This window comes from Streptomyces sp. NPDC049687, assembly GCF_044465285.1.
GTDB lineage: Bacteria > Actinomycetota > Actinomycetes > Streptomycetales > Streptomycetaceae > Streptomyces.
In genome coordinates this window covers 224,855-245,706 of the sequence record NZ_JBITLN010000012.1, presented here as the reverse complement: position 1 = coordinate 245,706, position 20,852 = coordinate 224,855, and the positions used below count along the sequence as shown (strand labels likewise).

17 protein-coding genes are annotated in these 20,852 nt (G+C 70.7%); 5 read left to right on the top strand and 12 right to left on the bottom strand.

The genetic code is table 11. The features are described 5' to 3' along the window. Positions 1-218: 218 nt before the first annotated feature. Entirely contained in the window at positions 219-1,832 is a 1,614-nt protein-coding gene (gene cimA / locus ACIBVL_RS32550; protein ID WP_399102777.1) for a citramalate synthase, read from the top strand. Between the two features lie 4 nt (positions 1,833-1,836). On the opposite strand, the gene ACIBVL_RS32545 is transcribed toward cimA, so the two are convergent. Further along, a complete protein-coding gene (locus ACIBVL_RS32545; protein ID WP_399102775.1) occupies positions 1,837-2,454 on the bottom strand; it encodes a GPP34 family phosphoprotein in 618 nt (205 codons plus the stop codon). A 147-nt stretch (positions 2,455-2,601) separates the two neighbouring features. On the opposite strand from ACIBVL_RS32545, the gene ACIBVL_RS32540 reads away from it, so the two are divergent. Together ACIBVL_RS32540 and ACIBVL_RS32535 are read left to right on the top strand one after the other, a co-directional pair. Continuing rightward, positions 2,602-5,613, top strand: a complete 3,012-nt coding sequence (locus tag ACIBVL_RS32540; RefSeq protein ID WP_399102773.1) for a glycoside hydrolase family 3 N-terminal domain-containing protein — start codon at positions 2,602-2,604, stop codon at positions 5,611-5,613. A gap of 49 nt (positions 5,614-5,662) precedes the next feature. Beyond that, a complete protein-coding gene (locus tag ACIBVL_RS32535; protein WP_399102771.1) occupies positions 5,663-7,027 on the top strand; it encodes a hypothetical protein in 1,365 nt (454 codons plus the stop codon). Between the two features lie 104 nt (positions 7,028-7,131). On the opposite strand, the gene ACIBVL_RS32530 is transcribed toward ACIBVL_RS32535, so the two are convergent. From ACIBVL_RS32530 to ACIBVL_RS32515, 4 genes are all read right to left on the bottom strand, one after another. After that, positions 7,132-7,914, bottom strand: coding sequence for a serine protease (locus tag ACIBVL_RS32530; protein ID WP_399102769.1), 783 nt, complete (start codon positions 7,912-7,914; stop codon positions 7,132-7,134). 210 nt (positions 7,915-8,124) lie between these two features. Beyond that, positions 8,125-10,206 (bottom strand): tetratricopeptide repeat protein, encoded by a 2,082-nt coding sequence (locus tag ACIBVL_RS32525; RefSeq protein ID WP_399102766.1) that lies wholly within the window; start codon positions 10,204-10,206, stop codon positions 8,125-8,127. A 150-nt stretch (positions 10,207-10,356) separates the two neighbouring features. Then, entirely contained in the window at positions 10,357-10,995 is a 639-nt protein-coding gene (locus tag ACIBVL_RS32520; protein ID WP_399102764.1) for a hypothetical protein, read from the bottom strand. A gap of 102 nt (positions 10,996-11,097) precedes the next feature. After that, the gene (locus ACIBVL_RS32515; protein WP_399102762.1) at positions 11,098-11,706 is read right to left on the bottom strand and encodes a YceI family protein; all 609 of its coding nucleotides are present in this window, start codon (positions 11,704-11,706) and stop codon (positions 11,098-11,100) included. Between the two features lie 325 nt (positions 11,707-12,031). Here ACIBVL_RS32515 and ACIBVL_RS32510 point away from each other — a divergent pair, with 325 nt between their 5' ends. Next, positions 12,032-13,636 carry an acyl-CoA carboxylase subunit beta gene (locus ACIBVL_RS32510; protein WP_399102761.1) on the top strand — a complete coding sequence of 535 codons (1,605 nt, stop codon included), beginning with the start codon at positions 12,032-12,034 and terminating at the stop codon, positions 13,634-13,636. A gap of 57 nt (positions 13,637-13,693) precedes the next feature. After that, complete coding sequence (locus tag ACIBVL_RS32505) at positions 13,694-13,888, top strand: acyl-CoA carboxylase subunit epsilon (RefSeq protein ID WP_399102759.1); 195 nt, start codon at positions 13,694-13,696, stop codon at positions 13,886-13,888. Positions 13,889-14,008: 120 nt separating this feature from the next. On the opposite strand, the gene ACIBVL_RS32500 is transcribed toward ACIBVL_RS32505, so the two are convergent. The 7 genes from ACIBVL_RS32500 to ACIBVL_RS32470 all read right to left on the bottom strand — a co-directional run bounded on the left by ACIBVL_RS32500 (position 14,009) and on the right by ACIBVL_RS32470 (position 20,843). Continuing rightward, a complete protein-coding gene (locus tag ACIBVL_RS32500; protein ID WP_026248371.1) occupies positions 14,009-14,590 on the bottom strand; it encodes an ATP/GTP-binding protein in 582 nt (193 codons plus the stop codon). Next, positions 14,571-15,158, bottom strand: coding sequence for a DUF742 domain-containing protein (locus tag ACIBVL_RS32495; protein ID WP_399102757.1), 588 nt, complete (start codon positions 15,156-15,158; stop codon positions 14,571-14,573). Before ACIBVL_RS32495 ends, ACIBVL_RS32500 begins: the two co-directional genes overlap by 20 nt. Positions 15,159-15,254: 96 nt before the next feature. After that, on the bottom strand, positions 15,255-15,668 hold the full coding sequence (locus tag ACIBVL_RS32490) for a roadblock/LC7 domain-containing protein (RefSeq protein WP_003993185.1): 414 nt from the start codon (positions 15,666-15,668) through the stop codon (positions 15,255-15,257). 10 nt (positions 15,669-15,678) lie between these two features. Beyond that, complete coding sequence (locus ACIBVL_RS32485) at positions 15,679-18,987, bottom strand: nitrate- and nitrite sensing domain-containing protein (RefSeq protein WP_399102756.1); 3,309 nt, start codon at positions 18,985-18,987, stop codon at positions 15,679-15,681. Between the two features lie 375 nt (positions 18,988-19,362). Then, complete coding sequence (locus ACIBVL_RS32480) at positions 19,363-19,938, bottom strand: ATP/GTP-binding protein (RefSeq protein ID WP_030793795.1); 576 nt, start codon at positions 19,936-19,938, stop codon at positions 19,363-19,365. Beyond that, complete coding sequence (locus ACIBVL_RS32475; RefSeq protein ID WP_009190816.1) at positions 19,919-20,317, bottom strand: DUF742 domain-containing protein; 399 nt, start codon at positions 20,315-20,317, stop codon at positions 19,919-19,921. Before ACIBVL_RS32475 ends, ACIBVL_RS32480 begins: the two co-directional genes overlap by 20 nt. A 112-nt stretch (positions 20,318-20,429) precedes the next feature. After that, the gene (locus tag ACIBVL_RS32470; protein WP_003993189.1) at positions 20,430-20,843 is read right to left on the bottom strand and encodes a roadblock/LC7 domain-containing protein; all 414 of its coding nucleotides are present in this window, start codon (positions 20,841-20,843) and stop codon (positions 20,430-20,432) included. Between the last annotated feature and the right edge of the window lie 9 nt (positions 20,844-20,852).

Sequence of the window (20,852 nt, the reverse complement as noted above, 5' to 3'; positions counted from 1 at the left end):
GGCAGCAGGCGCGCCGGTCCGCAGTGACCGCCACGTACGACCAGGTACGGGTGGCCACCGTCGTCCTCGACCCGCGCGCAGACCTCTCGCACCCGCGAGAGGTTTTTCGCTTTTCTGGCCCACCCGCAGCCGGGAGCGAGCGCACGAGGGAACCATTGGGGACGGTGGAGCCGGTCATTCCGGTAAGACCGAAGATCCACAACAGGAGCCTTGAGACCATGACCGAGACGGCAACCAGCGAGCTCGACGACTCGTTCCACGTCTTCGACACCACCCTGCGCGACGGCGCCCAGCGGGAGGGCATCAACCTCACCGTCGCCGACAAGCTCGCGATCGCACGGCACCTGGACGACTTCGGCGTCGGTTTCATCGAGGGCGGCTGGCCCGGCGCCAACCCGCGCGACACCGAGTTCTTCGCCCGCGCCCAGCAGGAGATCGAGTTCAAGAACGCCCTGCTGGTCGCCTTCGGCGCGACGCGCCGGGCGGGTGCGAAGGCGGCCGACGACCCGCAGGTCAAGGCGCTCCTGGACTCCGGTGCCCCCGTCATCACCCTCGTCGCCAAGTCCCACGACCGGCACGTGGAGCTGGCACTGCGCACCACGCTGGACGAGAACCTGGAGATGGTCCGGGACACGGTCTCGTACCTCCACGAGCAGGGCCGCCGGGTCTTCGTCGACTGCGAGCACTTCTTCGACGGCTACCGCGCCAACCCGGAGTACGCGAAGGCGGTCGTCCGGGCGGCCGCCGAGGCCGGCGCGGACGTGGTCGTCCTGTGCGACACCAACGGCGGCATGCTCCCGGCCCAGGTCCAGGCGGTCGTCTCCACGGTCCTCGCCGACACGGGCGCCCGCCTGGGCATCCACGCCCAGGACGACACCGGCTGTGCGGTGGCCAACACCCTCGCCGCGGTCGACGCGGGCGCCACCCACGTCCAGTGCACGGCGAACGGCTACGGCGAACGCGTCGGCAACGCCAACCTGTTCCCGGTCGTCGCCGCCCTGGAACTGAAGTACGGCAAGAAGGTCCTGCCGGAGGGCCGCCTGCGCGAGATGACCCGGATCTCGCACGCCATCGCCGAGGTGGTCAACCTGACCCCGTCGACGCACCAGCCGTACGTGGGGGTGTCCGCCTTCGCCCACAAGGCCGGCCTGCACGCCTCCGCCATCAAGGTCGACCCGGACCTCTACCAGCACATCGACCCCGAGCTGGTCGGCAACACCATGCGCATGCTGGTCTCCGACATGGCGGGCCGGGCGTCGGTGGAGCTGAAGGGCAAGGAACTCGGCGTGGAGCTCGGCGGCGACCGGGAACTGGTCGGCCGGGTGGTGGAGCGCGTCAAGGAACGCGAGCTCAAGGGCTACACCTACGAGGCGGCGGACGCCAGCTTCGAGCTGCTGCTGCGCACCGAGGTGCAGGGCGGCAAGCCGCTGCGCTACTTCGAGGTCGAGTCGTGGCGGGCCATCGTCGAGGACCGCCCCGACGGCACCCACGCCAACGAGGCCACCGTCAAGCTGTGGGCCAAGGGCGAGCGCATCGTCGCCACGGCGGAGGGCAACGGCCCGGTCAACGCCCTCGACCGGTCGCTGCGGGTCGCCCTGGAGAAGATCTACCCCCAGCTGGCCAAGCTCGACCTGGTCGACTACAAGGTCCGCATCCTCGAGGGCGTCCACGGCACCCAGTCCACCACCCGCGTCCTGATCTCCACGACCGACGGGTCGGGGGAGTGGTCCACGGTGGGCGTGGCGGAGAACGTGATCGCGGCCTCCTGGCAGGCCCTGGAGGACGCCTACACGTACGGCCTGCTGCGGGCGGGTGTGGATCCGGCCGAGTGACCCGTCACGGGGCGCGCCAGATGTTGTCGAAGGCCGCGTCCTCGATACGCCGCCGCTGGCGGACGCCCTCCAGCTCCGTCAGCGCGCCGTGGACGGCGGCCAGCACGGTCACCACGGGGTCGTCGGCCCCGTCGGCGGCAGGCTCCGCGGGTTCGTCGGCCGCTCCCTCGGGGATGCCCAGGGCGGCCGCGAGGCCGACGAGGACGGGCTCCGCGGCGGCCCAGCGGTCGGCGGCCCGGCGCCTGGCGGGCGAGTCGGCCCGGACGGGGCGCCCGCCGCGCCGGGGCAGCCAGCGGTGCCCCGACCCGCCGCCCCGCTCCTCCGTCTCCAGGGCGTTGGCATAGGCCGAGGCCAGACCGTTCCCCCGGCGCCACAGCCAGTCCTCGACGGACTCGTAGGGCGGCTGCCGGACGAGCGCCGCCCCGGCCTCGTCCAGCAGCCGGTCACCCGTGCCCGGCACCAGACCCGGCAGGATCCGGTCGTCGTCCAGCGTGACCGCCTCGGCGGCGAGCAGATCGACCAGCTCGGCACCCGCCAGGGCCAGCGACAGGTCCCCCCGCTCGACGGGCCGGCCGGACGGGACGTCCAGAGAGACGATCAGCAGGTCCCGAGCTGTGGTCATGTCCCACTCCAGTGCCGTGACGGTTTCCTCCATGGTCCACCCGTCACCGCCGAACAGCTTCCGCGGTCTTGACGGGGTCATGAGGCGTTAGTTCACTCACGACGTGAGCTAAGCCCTGAGTGAATCATGAGAGCCGAGGGAAGGTCCATGCCGAGAACCGCCCTGCTCGTCTCCGCCGCCTTGCTCGCCGCAGCGCTGCCGCTCTCCTCGGCGCGCGCCGACGACGCCCCCGCGCCCGTCCCGGTCGACCGTTTCGAGGGCGAGGTCCCCTTCGCCTCCCAGCCCGCCGAAGGCATCTTCACCTGGGGCGGCGACGGCGACGACCCGCCGGCGCTCGATCTGACCGCCCGCGCCGACGCGCCCGAGGGCGACAAGGTCCTCAGCGGCACCTACGACATCAGCGGCTACGGCGGCTTCACCCACGACTTCGCCGCGAACGAACCCGCCCACGACTGGTCGTCCCACCAGGGCATCCGCTTCTGGTGGGACGGCCGGGACAACGGCGAGAAGGTCGCCTTCGAGATCAAGGACGGAGGCGCGCACGGCGAGGCCTCCGAGCTCTGGACGACGTCCTTCACCGACGACTTCTCCGGCTGGAAACAGATCGAGATCCCCTTCACCGACTTCGTGTACCGCACCGACTACCAACCCGTCGGCGGCATCGACCACGTCCTGGGGCTGACCGGGATGTGGGGGTACGCCGTCACCCTCCCCGTCGGCGTGCGGGGCCGCTTCGCCATGGACGACGTCGAGTTGTACGGGAAGGCCGACCAGTCCCTGCGGGCGACCATCACCACCGACTCCGCCGTCCACCCGGTCGCGGAGGGCGGCACGGCCACCGTCCGGGTCACCCTCGCCACGACCGGCTCCGCCCCGGTCGACGAACCGGTGACCGTCACCTACGAGACCACCGGCGGCACCGCGGAGCCCGGCGCGGACTACATCCCCGTCACGGGCACCCTGACCTTCCCCGCGGGCACCGCCTCCGGCGTCACACGGACCATCGAGGTCCCCACACGCAAGGACAAGGCCGCCGAATCCGCCGAGACCATCCCCCTCAAGCTCACCGTGACGGGCGCCAAGCCCCCCGCCGAGACCCCGCGGATCGTGGTCGACGCGCACGGACTGCCGTACCTGAACCGCGCGTTGCCGGTGCGGAAGCGGGTCGCCGACCTCCTCTCCCGGATGTCCCTGGCGGAGAAGGCCGGCCAGATGACCCAGGCCGAGCGCGCCGCGCTGGCCGCCCCGGGCGACATCGCCGCGTACCACCTCGGCTCGCTCCTCTCCGGCGGCGGCTCGACCCCGACGCCCAACACCCCCGAGGCCTGGGCGAGGATGATCGACGGCTTCCAGCTCCGGGCGCGGGCGACGAGGTTCCAGATCCCCCTCATCTACGGCGTCGACGCCGTCCACGGCCACAACAACCTGGTCGGAGCCACGGTCATGCCGCACAACATCGGCATCGGCGCCACCCGGGACCCCCGACTCGCCCAGAGGACCGGCGCGGTGACCGCCGCCGAGGTCCGCGCCACCGGCGTCCCCTGGGACTTCGCCCCCTGCCTCTGCGTCACCCGCGACGAACGCTGGGGCCGCTCCTACGAGTCCTTCGGCGAGGACCCGGCGCTCGTCGAATCCATGGAGACGGTGATCCAGGGCCTCCAGGGCCACTCCGACGGACGGGACCTGCGCCGCGACGACAAGGTCCTCGCCACCGCCAAGCACTTCGTCGGCGACGGCGGCACCGCCTACGGCTCCTCCACCACCGGCACGTACACCGTCGACCAGGGCGTCACCGAGGTCACCAGGCGGCAGTTGGAGGCCGTCCACCTGGCGCCGTACCAGGAGGCGGTGGACCGGGGCGTCGGCTCGGTCATGCCGTCGTACTCCTCCCTCGACCTCGCCGGCGACGGCCGGGGTCCGGTGAAGATGCACGCCCGCGCCGACATGATCAACGGTGTCCTCAAGGGCCGTATGGGCTTCGACGGCTTCGTGATCAGCGACTGGGCGGCCATCGACCAGCTCCCCGGCGACTACGCCTCGGACGTCCGTACGTCGGTCAACGCCGGCCTGGACATGATCATGGTCCCGTACACCTACAAGGACTTCACCGAGGCGCTGATCGACGAGGTCGAGGCGGGCCGGATCAGCACGGCCCGGATCGACGACGCCGTCTCCCGGGTCCTCACCCAGAAGTTCCGGCTCGGCCTCTTCGAACACCCCTACGCCGACACCACCGGCGCCTCCCGCATCGGCTCCCCGGCACACCGGGCCGTGGCCCGTCAGGCCGCCGCCGAGTCCCAGGTGCTCCTGAAGAACGACGGCGGTCTCCTGCCCCTGAAGAAGACGCAGAAGGTCTACGTCGCCGGCTCCAACGCCGACGACATCGGCAACCAGACCGGCGGCTGGACGGTCACCTGGCAGGGCGGGTCCGGGAACACCACCCCCGGCACGACCATCCTGGAGGGGATGCGCAGGGCCGGCGGCGACATCACGTACTCCAGGGACGCCTCCGCCCCCCTGACCGGCTACGACCTCGGTGTGGTCGTCGTCGGCGAGACCCCGTACGCCGAGGGCGTCGGGGATGTCGGCAACGGCAACGACCTGGAACTGACCGCCGCCGACAAGGCCGCCGTCGACAAGGTGTGCGCCGCGACGAGGTGCGCGGTGCTGATCGTCTCCGGACGCCCCCAGCTGATCGGCGACCGGCTCGGCGCGATCGACGCGCTGGTCGCCTCCTGGCTGCCGGGCACGGAGGGCGACGGCGTGGCCGACGTCCTCTACGGCAGGCGCGCCTTCACGGGGCAACTGCCCGTCACCTGGCCCCGCTCCGAGGCCCAGCTGCCGGTCAACGTCGGCGACCCGGCCTACGACCCGCAGTTCCCGTACGGCTGGGGCCTGACGACCCTGACGAAGGTGCCGGAGGGCGGCGCGACGACCCTGAGGACCCTCGGCCTCGCGGCGACGGCCGCCGAACGGGCCGGGACCGGCGCCGTGGGCCGCGCCCTGGTCACCAAGGCACGGCTGATCGTCCAGCGGAAGGCGGGCCGGAGCATCACGGAGGCGATGGCGAAGCCGTTCGCCGAGGCGGACCACCTGCTGCTCGCCGGGCGGTACGGGGCGGCCGTGGCGAAGCTGGCGGAGGCGTACCGGGCGGGATGAGCGTGCGGATGGGGTGACCGGTTTGGGGGGCTTCGGGTAGTTTCGAAGCATGAAGGGTGTCGTACGGCCCCGGAGCCTCCCGGTGCTGCTGCTGTTGGGTCTGGCGCTGGCCGTCCTGACCGTGCTCGCGCCCCGGGCGACGGCCGCGACCGGCGTCTCGAAGGTCGCCGAGGCCCTCCGCGAGAGCCCGGTCTACGTAGACCCGGCCGCGTCCGCCCAGCTCTCCCGGGCGGAGGCGAACGACCTCCGGCAGCAGATCGAGGACGCCGACAAACCGCTGTTCATCGCGGTCCTGCCCGCCGGCTACCCGACCGCCGACCTCTTCACGGACCTCCGCACGGCCACCGGCGTCACCGGCCTCTACGCGATCCGCCTCGGCGACCGCTTCGACGCCCGCGCCGACTCCTCCGTCCTGCCCCGCGCGGCCGTACAGAACCTGGTGGCCGGCGTCCAGGGCGAGAACGACGCCGCGACCCAGCTGGCCGACTTCACCGACCGGGCCCTGGCCAACATGGGCGGCTCGGCCCCGTCGTCCTGGGGCACTTCGGACGGGGGCGTCTCGACGGGCGCCCTCGTCACCGCGGGCGTGGTCCTGGTCGCGGGCGGCGCGGGCGCGTACACCCTGGTCCGCCGCAACCGCCGGCGCCATGCGGAGGAGCAGCGAGCGGCCCTGGAGCGGCTGCGGGTCGTCGTCGACGAGGACATCACCGCCTTCGGCGAGGAACTGGACCGGCTCGACTTCCACCCCGCCGAGCCGGGTGCCGACGACACGATGCGCGCCGACTACGAGCGCGCCCTGAACGCCTACGACCGGGCGAAGTCGGCGATGGCAGCGGCGGCCAGGCCGGAGGACGTGCGGGCTGTCACCGAGGCTCTGGAGGACGGCCGTTTCTCCCTCGCCCAACTGGCCGCCCGCCGCGAGGGCATGCCGTTGCCGGAGCGCCGCCCGCCCTGCTTCTTCGACCCCCGGCACGGCCCCTCGGTCACCGACGCCACCTGGACGCCGCCGGGCGGGGCCTCGCGCGAGGTGCCGGTCTGCGCGGCGGACGCCACCCGTCTGGCCGACGGCCGCGACCCGGTGATCCGCGAGGTCGACAGCGACTACGGCCGCCGCCCCTACTGGGAGGCGGGCCCGGCCTACGGCCCCTGGGCCGGCGGCTACTTCGGCGGCGGCCTCCTTCCCGGCCTCCTCGCCGGCACCCTCCTCGGCAGCCTGATGGCCACCCCGTCCTACGCCGCCGACTACGGCAGCGGCTACGGCGACTTCGGAGCGAGCGGCTACGAGGGCGGTGACGTCTCCGGCGCCGACTACGATCCCGGCGACTTCGGCGGCGGTTTCGGCGACGGCGGGGGCGGCGACTTCGGGGGAGGAGGGGACTTCGGCGGCGGAGGGGACTTCGGGGGCGGTTTCTGAGTCCTGTCGTACCCCCCCGTGCCACTGGACCGCTCCGTCCGTCTGAGCCGACCACGGGCCCGGCGCGGGGTGGCGCCGGGCCCGTGGATCTCGTGGGTGCGGACTCAGAGAGAGGCCGCCGCGGAGGCGATGGCCGAGGCGAAGGTGGACACCTCGGAGTAGACGCCGGGGGCGTTGGGCCGGGCGCAGCCGATGCCCCAGCTGACGATGCCGACCTGGATCCACTCGTTGGCGGCGTCACGGCGGAACATCGGGCCGCCGGAGTCGCCCTGGCAGGTGTCGACGCCGCCCGAGGCGTACCCGGCGCAGATCTCGTCGCTCGCGACCAGTCCGCTGTAGCCGCTGTACGTCCGGCAGGTCGCGTCGCTCACGAACGGCACGGTGGCCTTGAGCAGGTACCGCTGCTGGGCGCCGCCCTCGGTCGCGGCGCCCCAGCCGGCGATGGTGAAGGTGCCGGTGTTGTACTGCGTGGTGGTGGCGATCTTCAGCGTCGGCAGGTTGATGGGCTGCGCGAGCTTGATGAGCGCCCAGTCCTTGCCGTTGCCGTTGTAGCCGGGGGCCCGGTACACGTACGTCGACTTCACCTGGACCCGGCCGCTGGTCGACTGGAGGTCCGCGACGCCGGCGGTGGCGGTGATGCCGGTGTTGGCGCCGGTCCCGTTCACGCAGTGCGCGGCGGTCAGCACGATCTGCTGGGTGTAGAGCGCGCCGCCGCAGCCCATCGAGAGCCGGACCATGAAGGGGAACTCGCCCTGTGTGGCACGGCTTCCGCCGATGACGGGCGAGGGGGCGGCCTGTGCGGCCGACACGGGTTGAAGGCTCGCGATCGCGAGAGCGGTCGCCCCGGCGGCCGCGAGTCTCTTGAGGACGGTGAGGAGCTTCTTCACTGTGCTGCCTCCGTGGGGGGTGGAGAGTGCAGGACGCTGCTGTTCTGACGTGCCCATGTCACATCACGCGACAAAGAAATACCCATGCGATGGCATGGTCAGGTCAAATCCGTTGCTGGATTATGCGAAGCCCGTGAGCCCCCGCACAAGGGGGCCGATTCAGCCAGCGGGGCCGGCGCACCGGTATCGACACCGCATCGCCCGGCGCCGCTACGCCTCCTCCGCCGGCCTTCCGGCCTCGGCCGCCTCCTCCTCCGCGCCGGCCGAGGTGAAGAGTTGGGCGGCGATGCCGAGGATGTGGTCGGCCTGGGCGTGGCGGCCCAGGGTGCGCAGGGCGTGGCCCATGTGGAGGCAGGCGGTCGCCGCGCTGTGCGGGTCGTCGAGTTCCAAGTACAGCCGGGCGGAGCGCAGGTACTCGTCGGCGGCCTGGGCGGTGCGGCCCGCCACCATGCAGAGGTGGCCCAGGAAGCAGTACGCGCCGGCCTCGCCGGACCTGTTGCCCAGTTCGAGATGGATGCTCAGCGCGGTCGCGTTGGCCCGGAGCGCGTCGTCGTAACGGGCCAGCGCGTAGAGCACTATGGCGTAGTTGCCGAGCACGCTGCCCAGGGAACCCCGGTCACCCAGAGCGCTGTAGAGGTCCAGGCTCCGGTGGTGGGCCTCGAGGGCCTCGGCGTGCCGGCCCAGTTGGCGCAGCACCGCGCCCAGGTTCGCCCACGTGCCGGCCTCGGACCGCCGGTTCTCCGTCTCGGCCCAGAGTTCCGTCGCGCGGTAAAGGAACGGGACGCCCTCCTCGTGCCGGCCGAGCCTGTTCAGGCACACGCCGAGCGACTGGCACGCGGCGGCCAGGGCCACCGTGTCTCCCAGGCGCCGCGCGGTGCGGTGAGCGGACCTCGCCACCTCCAGCCAGTCGTGGAAGGCCCGGCGCAGATGCAGATACGCGTCGAGGTTGAGTCCCAGCGCCATGGCCGTCGTGGCTGTCACCGGGTCGTCGCAGTCCATCCACCCGGCCAGGCCGAGCAGCGTCCGGCGTTCCGCGTCGAGCCAGTTCAGCGCCCGCCGGTAGTCGCCCATGAAGGCATCGGGCGCATCGGGGTGCGAGCCGGGACGGAGACAGTTGTTGGCGGCCCGCAAGCCGGTCTCGGCGACATCGAGGAGGTGCCGCCGGGCGGTTCGCGCCTCCTCGGTGGCCTGCGGATCCCCGGCCGCCACGCCGCGGACGTACACCTGCACCAGATCGTGCATCCGCCACAGCTCACCGCCGGGATCCGCCGTCAGCAGGGACGCGGCGACCAAGTCGTCCAGCAGGGGCCGCAGTTCCTCGATCGGCATGCTTGCCAGGACCACCGCGGAGCCCATCCACACCTCCGGGGTGGGCGCCTGCCCGAACGCCCTCAGCACCCGCGCGGTCTCCGGCTCCAGACGCCCGTACATCACGTCGAAGACCGGCCGCAGCGCCAGCTCCCGCCGGTACTGGTCGACCCCCTTGAACCGCAACGCCCGCACCCGGTCGGCCGCCTCCCGCAGTTCGGCGGTCAGTGTGGTGACCGGGCGCGGTCTACGGCGTCGCAACAGCGCGGCGGCGATCAGCAGAGCCAGGGGCAGACGGCCGCAGAGGTCGACGAGTTCACGGACGGCCTCGGGTTCCTCGGCCGCCCGGCGGTCCTCGGGATCGTGCTCACGCAGGGAGCGGTCCACGAGCCGGCACGCGTCCTCGGTTTCCAGCACGCCGATCGTGAACTGCCGTAGGGGGAGGGCGTCCTGGACCTCCCGCGAGGTGATGAGGACCCGGTGTCCGTTCCCCTCGCCGGGCAGTACGGGTGCGACCCGGGCGGGGTCGGAGACGTTGTCGAGGACGATCAACACCGGTGCGCGCCGGGCGAGTTCGGCCCGGTACCGCCCGTACGGGTCCTCCTCGCGGCCCTCGCCACCGCCGAGCGCGCACAACAGCGACAGCACCGCGTGGTCCGAGGTCGACGGAACCTCGTCGTACCCCCGCATGTCGACGAAGAGCGCCCCGCCCGGAAACCACCCCCGCTCCCGCGCCGTGTGCGCCACGTGCAGGGCGAGCGCGGTCTTGCCGACCCCGCCCAGCCCGGCGACGGCGGCCACTCTGACCCGACCGGCCGGGTCGAGCGCCGCCAGGAGCCGCTCGCTCTCCTCGTCCCGCCCGGTGAAGAGGGCGGGCGTGCCGAGCAGGTTGGACACCGCGTCGGACGGGGACCCACGCTCCACCCCGGTGACAGGCCCGTGGAAGACACCGCCCCGGAAGTCGAAGTAGTCCCCGTCGCCCATCGCCGGCCGCCTCCACTCGTCGCCGAGTGCACCCTAGTGCCGCGGCAGGCAACGTTCGCCCCGTCGCGACGTGGCCGAGCGAACCCCGGTGGCCGGCAACGGCAGAGGTCGCCGGTGGCCGTGCGGTTGCCGCCGGGTGGCGCCCGCGGGTCAGTCCTGGGCCGCCGACTCGGCGAAGTCGAGCAGTTCCTCGAAGTGGATCGCTCCGGGATCCCCGTGCGTGTTCTCCGGGACGTGCATGTGCCCGCACACCCCCTTGAACGCGTTCCACCGCTCGTGGCTCATCCGCTGCCCGCCGCCGTTCCCCGTGGACTTCGGGTAGGCCGGCCACAGCGACGGCCCGCGCAGCGGCACGTGGTGGTGGATGTTCAGCCACGCCAGGCACTGGGCGACGCCGCGCAGCGCCCACTCGGGGGCCTTGGGCCAGTAGACGTGGTCCAGGTCGCTCGTCCGCCACTTGCTGTGGCGGGCGGGGTCGCAGGTGCCGACGAGCTCCACCTGGCAGACGTTCAGGGTGTTCGTCTCGACGCCGCCGCGCAGGTTGACCAGCGCGCGCGAGGAGATGTCGATGTCGAAGTGCTGGTACCACTTCAGCCGCCTGGCGGCGACGTCCGGCACCGCCGTGAGGTTCGGCGCGCTCGCGCCGCCCTGGTAGTCGGGCAGTGAACGGCCCTCGGTGGTGTGGAGAACGACGGCGTTGACCTCCATACGGTCACCGCCGAACTTGCTCTGGTACCAGTGGTCGCGGTTCGCGCCCGGGTAGTGCTGGGGTCCGGTCCTGGTGCTCATGACCGTGACTGTGGCACGGATCACAGGTAGCGGCCGGGAGCATTCCGCTTCCGGCCGCTATCTACCGGTTCCCGCCGTTTTCTGTCCTGCTGGGATCCCGGTTCACGCGTTCTTGATCGCCGAGATGTCGAAGTTCAGCTTGATCTTGTCCGAGACCAGTACGCCACCGGTCTCCAGCGCCGCGTTCCAGGTCAGGCCCCATTCGGAGCGCAGAATCTCCGCCTTGCCCTCGAAGCCGACGCGCTCGTTGCCGAACGGGTCCTTGGCGGAGCCGTTGAACTCCAGGTCGATGGTGATCGGCTTGGTGATGCCGAGGATGCTCAGGTCGCCGGTGATGCGGTAGTCCTCGCCACCCAGGGCCTCGGCGGAGGTGGAGCGGAACGTCATCGTCGGGAACTCGTCGGTCTTGAAGAAGTCCGAGCTCTTCAGGTGGCCGTCGCGGTCGGCGGACCCGGTGTCGATGCTGTCCATCGTGACATCGAGGGAGGCGGTCGACCGGGACGGGTCGGTGCCGTCCAGGTGCAGTGTGCCGGTGAAGTCCTTGAACTTGCCCTTGACGTTGGTGACCATCGCGTGGCGGGCGACGAAGCCGATCGTCGAGTGCGCCGGGTCGATCGCGTAGTCGCCGGTGAGCGCGGCGAGGTCGGGGTTCACCGCGGTGGCGGTGGTCGCGGTGCCCTCGGTGGTGTCCTTGCGGCCGAAGATGCCCATGACGTGCTCCTTGGGGACGGAGAAGATCGTTTCTGTTGAATCTTCAACGAGGTGAACACGAAGTACCGTAGACCTATTCCGGCTCGGGGCCGGTCAGGCTCGCCGCGTCACTCCCCCGGCGGATGCCGCACGGCGCGCCGCGCGGGCCGGTGTGAAGGGAGTCTCGTCCTCCGTCTTTGTGTGACCCCCACAACCCGTATGCCTCCTGAGCAGTCAGAACGGCTGCACGTCGACATGGTTCTGTTCAGTGCTACCAGGAAAACGCGCTGGAGACTGTACGGAGTCGACGTCTCGGTTTGCTTGGTGGGCTTCGTATGGTCACTACATGACCGTTTTGGAAGAGACGACGGGTGAGCCGGCCGCGGAACCCTCGGAGCCCACGGACGCGCGCGGGCGCGTGGCCGAGCTGCACGAGATCCGCGCGCAGGCGCTGGCCGGCCCGAGCGAGAAGGCGACCCAGGCGCAGCACGCCAAGGGCAAGCTGACCGCCCGGGAGCGCATCGAGCTGCTCCTGGACCCGGGCTCCTTCCAGGAGGTCGAGCAGCTGCGCCGGCACCGCGCGACCGGCTTCGGCCTGGAGGCCAAGAAGCCGTTCACCGACGGTGTCATCACCGGCTGGGGCACGGTCGAGGGCCGCACGGTCTTCGTCTACGCCCATGACTTCCGTATCTTCGGCGGCGCCCTCGGCGAGGCCCACGCCACCAAGATCCACAAGATCATGGACATGGCCATCGCGGCCGGCGCCCCGCTGGTGTCGCTCAACGACGGCGCCGGAGCCCGCATCCAGGAGGGCGTGAGCGCCCTCGCCGGCTACGGCGGCATCTTCCAGCGCAACACCAGGGCCTCCGGGGTCATCCCGCAGATCAGCGTCATGCTGGGCCCCTGCGCGGGCGGCGCGGCCTACAGCCCCGCCCTCACCGACTTCGTCTTCATGGTCCGCGAGACCTCGCAGATGTTCATCACCGGCCCGGACGTCGTCAAGGCGGTCACCGGCGAGGAGATCACCCAGAACGGCCTCGGCGGCGCCGACGTGCACGCCGAGACCTCCGGCGTCTGCCACTTCGCGTACGACGACGAGGAGACCTGCATCGCGGAGGTGCGCTACCTCCTGTCGCTGCTGCCGCAGAACAACCGTGAGAACCCGCCGCGCGTCGAGTCCGGCGACCCGGCCGACCGCCGCGGCGACGTCCTGCTCGACCTGGTCCCGGCGGACGGCAACCGGCCGTACGACATGACCAAGGTCATCGAGGAGATCGTCGACGACGGCGAGTACCTGGAGGTCCACGAGCGCTGGGCGCGCAACATCATCTGCGCGCTGGCCCGCCTCGACGGCCAGGTCGTCGGCATCATCGCCAACCAGCCGCAGACGCTCGCCGGGGTGCTGGACATCGAGGCCAGCGAAAAGGCGGCGCGCTTCGTGCAGATGTGCGACGCCTTCAACATCCCGATCGTCACTCTTCTGGACGTCCCCGGCTTCCTCCCCGGCGTCGACCAGGAGCACGGTGGAATCATCCGCCACGGCGCCAAGCTCCTCTACGCCTACTGCAACGCGACCGTGCCGCGGATCTCGCTGATCCTGCGCAAGGCGTACGGAGGTGCCTACATCGTCATGGACAGCCAGTCCATCGGTGCGGACCTCACGTTCGCCTGGCCGACGAACGAGATCGCCGTGATGGGTGCCGAGGGTGCCGCCAACGTCATCTTCCGGCGCCAGATCGCCGAGGCCGAGGACTCCGAGGCCATGCGGGCCCGCATGGTCAAGGAGTACAAGTCCGAGCTGATGCACCCGTACTACGCGGCCGAGCGAGGCCTGGTCGACGACGTCATCGACCCGGCGGAGACCCGCGAGGTGCTGATCCGCTCCCTGGCGATGCTCCAGTCCAAGCACGCCGATCTGCCCTCCCGCAAGCACGGCAACCCTCCGCAGTAACCCGGCGGATCCTTCGCGGTACCCCCGCGGAAACCTCTCTCACGGAGACTGACACCCATGAACACTCCCGACATCCGCGTCGAGAAGGGCCACGCCGAGCCCGAGGAGGTCGCCGCCATCACGGCGATCCTCCTGGCCCGCGCCGCCGCCCGCACCTCCGAGCCCACCCAGGCCCACCACGCCCGCCCCAAGGCGCGCTGGCGCCGCCTGGAGCGCGAGGGCGGCTTCCGCGCCCCCCACAGCTGGCGCTGAGACCTGTACGGCCCCGAAGGGGGCCCACCCCCCGGGTGGGCCCCCTTCGCCGTGTGCGCGCCGGCCCACGCGAAAGGCCCCCTCCTCGCGGAGGGGGCCTTCGGCTGCGCAGGGCGGGTGTTACCGGAGGCGAGCCATCAACGCGTGCTCCACCAGGGTGATCAGCGCGGACTTGGCGTCGGCGCGGTGGCGGGCGTCCGTCGTGATGATCGGGGTGTCGGGGCCGATCTGCAGCGCCTCGCGGACCTCGTCCGGGTTGTACGGCTGGTTGCCGTCGAAGCCGTTGAGGGCGATGACGAAGGGGAGACCCGAGTTCTCGAAGTAGTCGACCGCGGGGAAGCAGTCGGCCAGGCGGCGGGTGTCCACCAGGACGATCGCGCCGATGGCGCCGCGCACCAGGTCGTCCCACATGAACCAGAAGCGGTCCTGGCCCGGCGTACCGAAGAGGTACAGGATCAGGTCCTGGTCCAGGGTGATTCGGCCGAAGTCCATGGCCACCGTGGTGGTGGTCTTGTCCCCGGTGTGGGTGAGGTCGTCGATGCCCGCCGAAGCAGACGTCATGACGGCCTCGGTACGCAGCGGGTTGATCTCCGAGACGGCCCCGACGAACGTGGTCTTGCCCACGCCGAAGCCACCCGCCACCACGATCTTCGCCGAGGTGGTGGAGCGGGAAGGACCGCCGCTAGAGCTTGCGAAGTCCACTGAGCACCCTTTCGAGCAGTGTCACGTCTGGCTGGCCGCCGGCGTTCTCGTCGCCGCCGGGCTGATGGATGGCGACCAGTCCCGCCTCCGCCAAGTCGGCGACGAGGATCCTGGCCACGCCGAGAGGGATCGTCAGGAGGGCCGAGATCTCGGCTACCGACTTGATCTCACGGCAGAGGTTGCAGATCCGCTGATGCTCGGGCAGTTGGCCCTGCATCTGGTGCGGCTGCGCAGTGGTGTGCACCAGCGCCTCGATGGCGAGCTGGTAGCGCGGGCGGGTCCGGCCACCGGTCATGGCGTACGGACGCACCAGGGGGTTGTTGGACGCCCCGGCGGGCGACGGCTCGGGGGTGCGGCGATGCGGCTGCACGGGCTGGATGCGCGGGGCCGGCGGCTGGTCGTACGGCGACGGCCCGGGGCCCTGCGGTCCCTGCGGCGTGTACGGCCGCTGCTGGCTCGGTGCGGAGGGGAAGTTGTAACGGTTCGGGTTCTGGGAACCGTCGCCCGGGCCCTGGGGAGGACCGTACGACCAGTTGCCCGAATGTGAACCGCCTGGGGGTGTTGCCACTTTCTCTCCTCCTCCGACTGCGCCGGGCACCCATCACGTGGAAGCCGCGTCCCGAAACCTTACGGCCCCGGGACGCCAAAACGCACCGTCCGTCTGTTAGTTGAGCAGGCTGCCCTGGAGCTCCGCACGAAGGTCGGGCGTCAGAACCGTGCCGGCACGGTCCACCAGAAGGGCCATCTCGTACCCAATGAGGCCGATGTCCGCCTCGGGGTGCGCGAGAACGGCGAGCGAGGAACCGTCGGATACGGACATGATGAAGAGGAATCCCCGCTCCATCTCCACGACCGTCTGGTTCACGGCGCCCCCCTCGAAGATCCGGGAAGCGCCTGCCGTCAGTGACGTCAGACCGGATGCGACGGCCGCGAGCTGGTCTGCGCGGTCGCGGGGGAAGCCTTCGGACATCGCCAGAAGGAGTCCGTCGGCGGAGACCACCACGGTGTGGGACACCCCCGGGGTGTTGTCCACGAAGTTGGTGATCAACCAGTTCAGGTTCTGTGCCGCCTGGCTCATCGGGCTCACACTAACGCTCCTGGTTGTAGGTGCTGTCAGGACCGAAGCCCTGGCCGTTCGTTTCACTGCTGCCTGCGCTGCGTCCGCGTTGGACGCCTCGACGCAGGTTGCTCAGCCTGCCCCGGACGTCCTCCGGAGCGCGGGAGACCTGTGGGCCTCCCTGAGGGGTGCTTTCGGCGGCGCCCTCGACCAGGTTGGCCTTGGGCACCCGCCGCGGCAGACCGGACGAGGTGACCCCGCCTGCCTTGGGCTTCCGGAGCTGCGAGGCCTGCTGCCAGCGCGCGTCGTTCGCCGAACGCCAGCTGTTGTCGCCGTTGCTCTCCGAGGTGGGGGCCGACGCTTCCGCGTTCACGGGCCGCACGGCGCCGTTCGAACCGTTCGCCGCGGTGGATCCGCGGCGGGGAAGCCCGGCGTCGGTCAGCTCGTGGACGGCGGAGGGGGCCGGTCCCGGACGGTCGAAGCCTACGCGGTCCAGCTCGCTCACGTCAGCGGCCTGCGCGGATTCCGCTTCCGGAGCGTACTGGTCCGGGTAGCCGTTCTGGTAACCCGTCTGCTGGGGCCAGTCGTCCTGGTAGGGCTTGTCCTCGTACGACGGGTAGTTGTCGGCCGCGGACGCGCGCTCCTCCTGGGCCGGCTCCGCATACGCGGGGTCCGGGTAGCCGCCGTTCGACGAGTAGCCGTCGTTCTGCGGTCCGCCGCCGTTGGCCGAGAAGGACTCGCCCTGCGGCAGACCGCCGTTCTGCCCGAAGTACTGGTCGTCGTAGGCCGGACGCCGCTGCTCCTCGTACGGTGCCTGCTGCGGCTGCTCGTACGCCGTGTGACCGTTCTGGCCGTTGGGGCCGTCGTACTGCGCCGGCTGCTCCACGAAGGCCGTCCGGCTGCTGTCGTAGCCGGTCGGGGCGGGGTCGAAGCCGTTGTCGTACGACTGCTGCTGGCGCGGAGTGCCGTCGAAGCCCTCGGTGAAGGCGGGGATGTCCTGCGTCTGCTGCGGCGGGACGGCCTGGGACTCCAGGGCCGCCTTGCGCTCCTCGCGCATCAGGGAGCGGCCGACCGGGTCCAGGTCGCGCAGGTCGTCGGGGACCTCGTAGCGGCTGTCGTCGAAGCCGAGCTCGGCGGCGGTGCGCATCGGCAGGCCGTTGCTGAAGTCCTCGCCCGGGAGCTGCTGCTCGGGGATGATCTGCGAGACGGTGAACTCGTCGCGATCGGGTGCCTGCTCGCCGCCACCACCGTGGGTGATGGCGTCCGGGAGCATGACCAGCGAGGTGGTGCCGGCCTGCTCGCCCGAGGGGCGCAGCTGGACGCGGATGCCGTGCCGGTCGGACAGCCGGCCGACCACGAACAGGCCCATGCGCTGGGAGATCGCGGCGTCCACGGTCGGCGGGTTGGCCAGCTTGTGGTTGATGTCCGCGAAGTCCTCGGCGGTGAGGCCGATGCCCTTGTCGTGGATCTCGATCATGACGCGGCCGTCGGGGAGACGGGTCGCGGTCACGCGGACCTTGGTCTGCGGGGAGGAGAACGTCGTCGCGTTCTCCAGGAGCTCGGCGAGCAGGTGCACGAGGTCGGTCACGGCGCGGCCGTGGATCTCGGCCTCCGGCACGCCCGACAGCTCGATGCGCTCGTACTGCTCCACCTCGGAGGAGGCCGCGCGCAGCACGTCGACCAGCGGGACCGGCTGGTCCCAGCGGCGGCCGGGCTCCTCGCCGGCGAGGACCAGGAGGTTCTCGCCGTTGCGGCGCATACGGGTCGCGAGGTGGTCCAGGCGGAAGAGGTTCTCCAGCTGGTCCGGGTCGGCCTCGTTGTTCTCCAGGTCGGTGATCAGGGTCAGCTGGCCCTCGATCAGGGACTGGTTGCGGCGCGAGAGGTTGGTGAAGATCGCGTTGATGTTGCCCCGCAGCAGGGCCTGCTCGGCGGCGAGCCGGACGGCCTCGCGGTGGACCTGGTCGAAGGCCCGGGCGACTTCGCCGATCTCGTCCCTGGTGTTGATGGGGATGGGCTGGACGCGGGTGTCCACCCGGCCGGGATCGGTGCGCGAGAGCTGGTCGACCAGCATCGGCAGGCGCTGCTCGGCGATACCGAAGGCGGCGTTGCGCAGCTGGCGCATGGACGTGCTCATCTGGCGGGCCATGAGCGAGGCGATGATGAACGCCGCCAGCAGCGCGATGATGACGATCGCGCCGTTGATGATCGCGTCGCGCTGGGCGTCGGAGGCGATCTGGCCGGCGTCGTCCACCGCGCGGTTGATGAGCTCGTTCTCGACCTGGCTGTAACCGTCGAACTTCAGGGTCGCGGCGCCCATCCACGACTGGGCGGTGATGCCCTGCGCGGCGAGCTGGGCGGTCGAGAACTGGCCGCTGCCGATCGCCGTGATCATGTCGTTCATCGCCGGCGGCGCGGTGTACTCCTTGCCCGCGGCCTCCGTCTTGGCCTTGGCGTCGGCGGCCGCCTTCTCACCCTCGGCCTGCTTCTCGGCCATGACCTCCTTGAGGCGGGCGGCGTCCTGGGTGGTGCCGCCGGAGACGTACTCCTGGAGGGCGACGTTCTCGAGGTAGGCGTACGAGGTGAAGGCGGTGACCTGCCTGGCGAGGGTCTTCTCGTCGGGGCTCGGCCGCACCAGCAGGTGCATGCCGATCGCGCGCTGCAGGGACTCGGCGCCCTTGGCGAGGGCGATCGCGTAGACCGTGCGGCCGTAGGCGGTGATGTTGCCGGTGCCGAGGCCGAGCTCGTTGGAGAACTCCATCAGGAGGTGCTCGACGGCTACGTAGCCCTCTTCGGTCTGGACCGGGTCCATCTTCTTGGTGTAGGCGGCCGCGCGGATCTTCGTCAGCGTCGGCTCGGCCTGGTCGACCAGGTTCAGACGGCGCTTGAGGCCCTCCTTGTCGGGCATCCCGGCGGTCTCCTGGTGGAAGGCGGTGGCCTTCTCGTCGGTGAGCGCGCGGGCCTGCTTGACGGCGGCGTCGTCCGTCTTGTTCTCCAGCAACGGCTCGGCCGTGAGGTCGCGCTCGTTGAGGAGGGCCTCGGCGTACTCACCGGCGGCGGCCACGATCTTCGCGACCTTCTCCGCGTCGCGGGCCTCCTGCCAGGTGTCGATCGAGCCCTTCACCTGGAAGCCGCCCATGACGAGGCCGACCAGCACGGGTATGAGCAGGATCGCGTTCAGCCGGGTGGGCACCCGCCAGTTGCGCGGAGAGAGACGGCCGCCGCTCTTCGCGGGTGCGGCCGACGGCTCCGAGCCGGACACAGGGGCGGGCGCCGCTCCGCGCGGCGGCGGCGTGAAGTTGCCCCGGGCCGCAGGCTCGGGACTTTTCTTGCTTCGCCTCACTCGACCAACAACCTCTCGGCGGTCGGCACCTTTCCGTGCCGCGGTTTCTCAGAGCCCGGTCAGCCATCGACCATCAGTACGTCATTGACTATTGGGCAGTTCAGGCATTCCAGCATGACGCCCTGCGCTCCTCCAAACATGGAGAAGTGCCGGTTCGAAGTGATGTAAGCCCCAGATAAAACGGTCAAAAAGAACGAGCCCCGCCAAAAGGCGGGGCCTTCGTGCGCACAGCGAGACCAAGTGACCGCGACGCGTTGCGCTACCACCCGATTCCTCTGCCGAAACGTTATGAACACCGGAGCCGACCGTGTCAAAGGCCACAGTCGGCTCCGAACTGTCTACGACAAGTGCCGTACGTGACTGCGTACTTGAAAGTTACCGCAGTCGCGCCATGAGCGCGTGCTCAACCAGTGTGATCAGCGCGCTCTTGGCATCCGAGCGGTGCCGCGCGTCGGTCGTGATGATCGGGGTGTCCGGACCGATCTGCAGCGCCTCGCGCACCTCTTCGGGCTGGTAGGGCTGCTGACCGTCGAAGCCGTTGAGGGCGACGACGAACGGCAGACCGCTGTTCTCGAAGTAGTCCACCGCCGGGAAACAGTCGGCCAGCCGCCGGGTGTCCACGAGCACCACGGCGCCGATGGCGCCGCGCACCAGGTCGTCCCACATGAACCAGAAGCGGTCCTGGCCGGGCGTACCGAAGAGGTACAGGATCAGGTCCTGGTCCAGGGTGATACGGCCGAAGTCCATGGCCACCGTGGTGGTGGTCTTGTCCCCGGTGTGGGTGAGGTCGTCGATGCCCGCCGAAGCGGACGTCATGACGGCCTCGGTACGCAGCGGGTTGATCTCGGAGACCGCTCCCACGAACGTGGTCTTGCCCACGCCGAAGCCACCCGCCACCACGATCTTCGCGGAAGTGGTGGCCCGGCCTCCGTCAGAGCTTGCGAAGTCCACTGAGCACCCTTTCGAGCAGCGTCACGTCCGGAGCGCCGCCGTTGTTCTCGTCGCCGCCCGGCTGGTGAATGGCCACCAGACCGGCCTCGGCGAGGTCCGCCACCAGGATCCGCGCCACACCCAGGGGCATGGCGAGCAGTGCCGAGACCTCGGCGACCGACTTCACCTCGCGGCACAGATGGCAGATGCGCTGGTGCTCCGGGAGCAGCCCCATGAGCGCTGCCGGGTCGGCCGTCGTGCTGATCAGCGCCTCGATGGCGAGCTGATAGCGCGGCCGGGTCCGGCCACCGGTCATCGCATAGGGACGCACCAGCGGCTGGTCGCCCTCATCCCCGTACGGCTCCGCGTACGGATCATGATGGGCGGTGGGCGGGGTCATGGATCCTCCGGGCGGGACAGCATTCTCGGTCAGTCGTGCCGTCCGTCGAGGCCGGTGGGGGGAGTGTGTCGGCCGGACGGTGAATTCGTGAGGTGGGTGGTACCGGGGCGGGTCAGTGGAGCAGACTGCCCTGGAGCTCGGCGCGCAGGTCTGGGGTGAGGACCGCGCCCGCGCGGTCGACCAGCAGCGCCATCTCGTAGCCGACGAGGCCGATGTCGCACTCGGGGTGTGCGAGCACGGCCAGGGAAGAGCCGTCCGAGACGGACATGAGGAAGAGGAATCCTCTCTCCATCTCGACGACCGTCTGGGCCACGCTGCCACCCTCGAAGATCCGGGAGGCACCGGCCGTGAGCGAGGTGAGCCCCGACGCGACCGCCGCCAGCTGGTCGGCACGGTCGCGCGGGAAACCCTCGGACATCGCGAGCAGGAGCCCATCGGCGGACACGACGACGGTGTGGGACACCCCGGGGGTGTTGTCCACGAAGTTGGTGATCAACCAGTTCAGGTTCTGTGCCGCCTGGCTCATCTGGCTCAA

Excerpts from the sequence above, each read along its gene's own strand:
- ACIBVL_RS32470 (WP_003993189.1), bottom strand. The coding sequence starts at position 20,843 with ATGAGCCAGGCGGCACAGAACCTGAACTGGTTGATCACCAACTTCGTG.
- ACIBVL_RS32545 (WP_399102775.1), bottom strand. The coding sequence starts at position 2,454 with ATGACCACAGCTCGGGACCTGCTGATCGTCTCTCTGGACGTCCCGTCC.
- ACIBVL_RS32510 (WP_399102761.1), top strand. The coding sequence starts at position 12,032 with ATGACCGTTTTGGAAGAGACGACGGGTGAGCCGGCCGCGGAACCCTCG.
- ACIBVL_RS32520 (WP_399102764.1), bottom strand. The coding sequence starts at position 10,995 with ATGAGCACCAGGACCGGACCCCAGCACTACCCGGGCGCGAACCGCGAC.
- ACIBVL_RS32475 (WP_009190816.1), bottom strand. The coding sequence starts at position 20,317 with ATGACCCCGCCCACCGCCCATCATGATCCGTACGCGGAGCCGTACGGG.
- ACIBVL_RS32525 (WP_399102766.1), bottom strand. The coding sequence starts at position 10,206 with ATGGGCGACGGGGACTACTTCGACTTCCGGGGCGGTGTCTTCCACGGG.
- ACIBVL_RS32540 (WP_399102773.1), top strand. The coding sequence starts at position 2,602 with ATGCCGAGAACCGCCCTGCTCGTCTCCGCCGCCTTGCTCGCCGCAGCG.
- ACIBVL_RS32535 (WP_399102771.1), top strand. The coding sequence starts at position 5,663 with ATGAAGGGTGTCGTACGGCCCCGGAGCCTCCCGGTGCTGCTGCTGTTG.
- cimA (WP_399102777.1), top strand. The coding sequence starts at position 219 with ATGACCGAGACGGCAACCAGCGAGCTCGACGACTCGTTCCACGTCTTC.
- ACIBVL_RS32515 (WP_399102762.1), bottom strand. The coding sequence starts at position 11,706 with ATGGGCATCTTCGGCCGCAAGGACACCACCGAGGGCACCGCGACCACC.
- ACIBVL_RS32490 (WP_003993185.1), bottom strand. The coding sequence starts at position 15,668 with ATGAGCCAGGCGGCACAGAACCTGAACTGGTTGATCACCAACTTCGTG.
- ACIBVL_RS32505 (WP_399102759.1), top strand. The coding sequence starts at position 13,694 with ATGAACACTCCCGACATCCGCGTCGAGAAGGGCCACGCCGAGCCCGAG.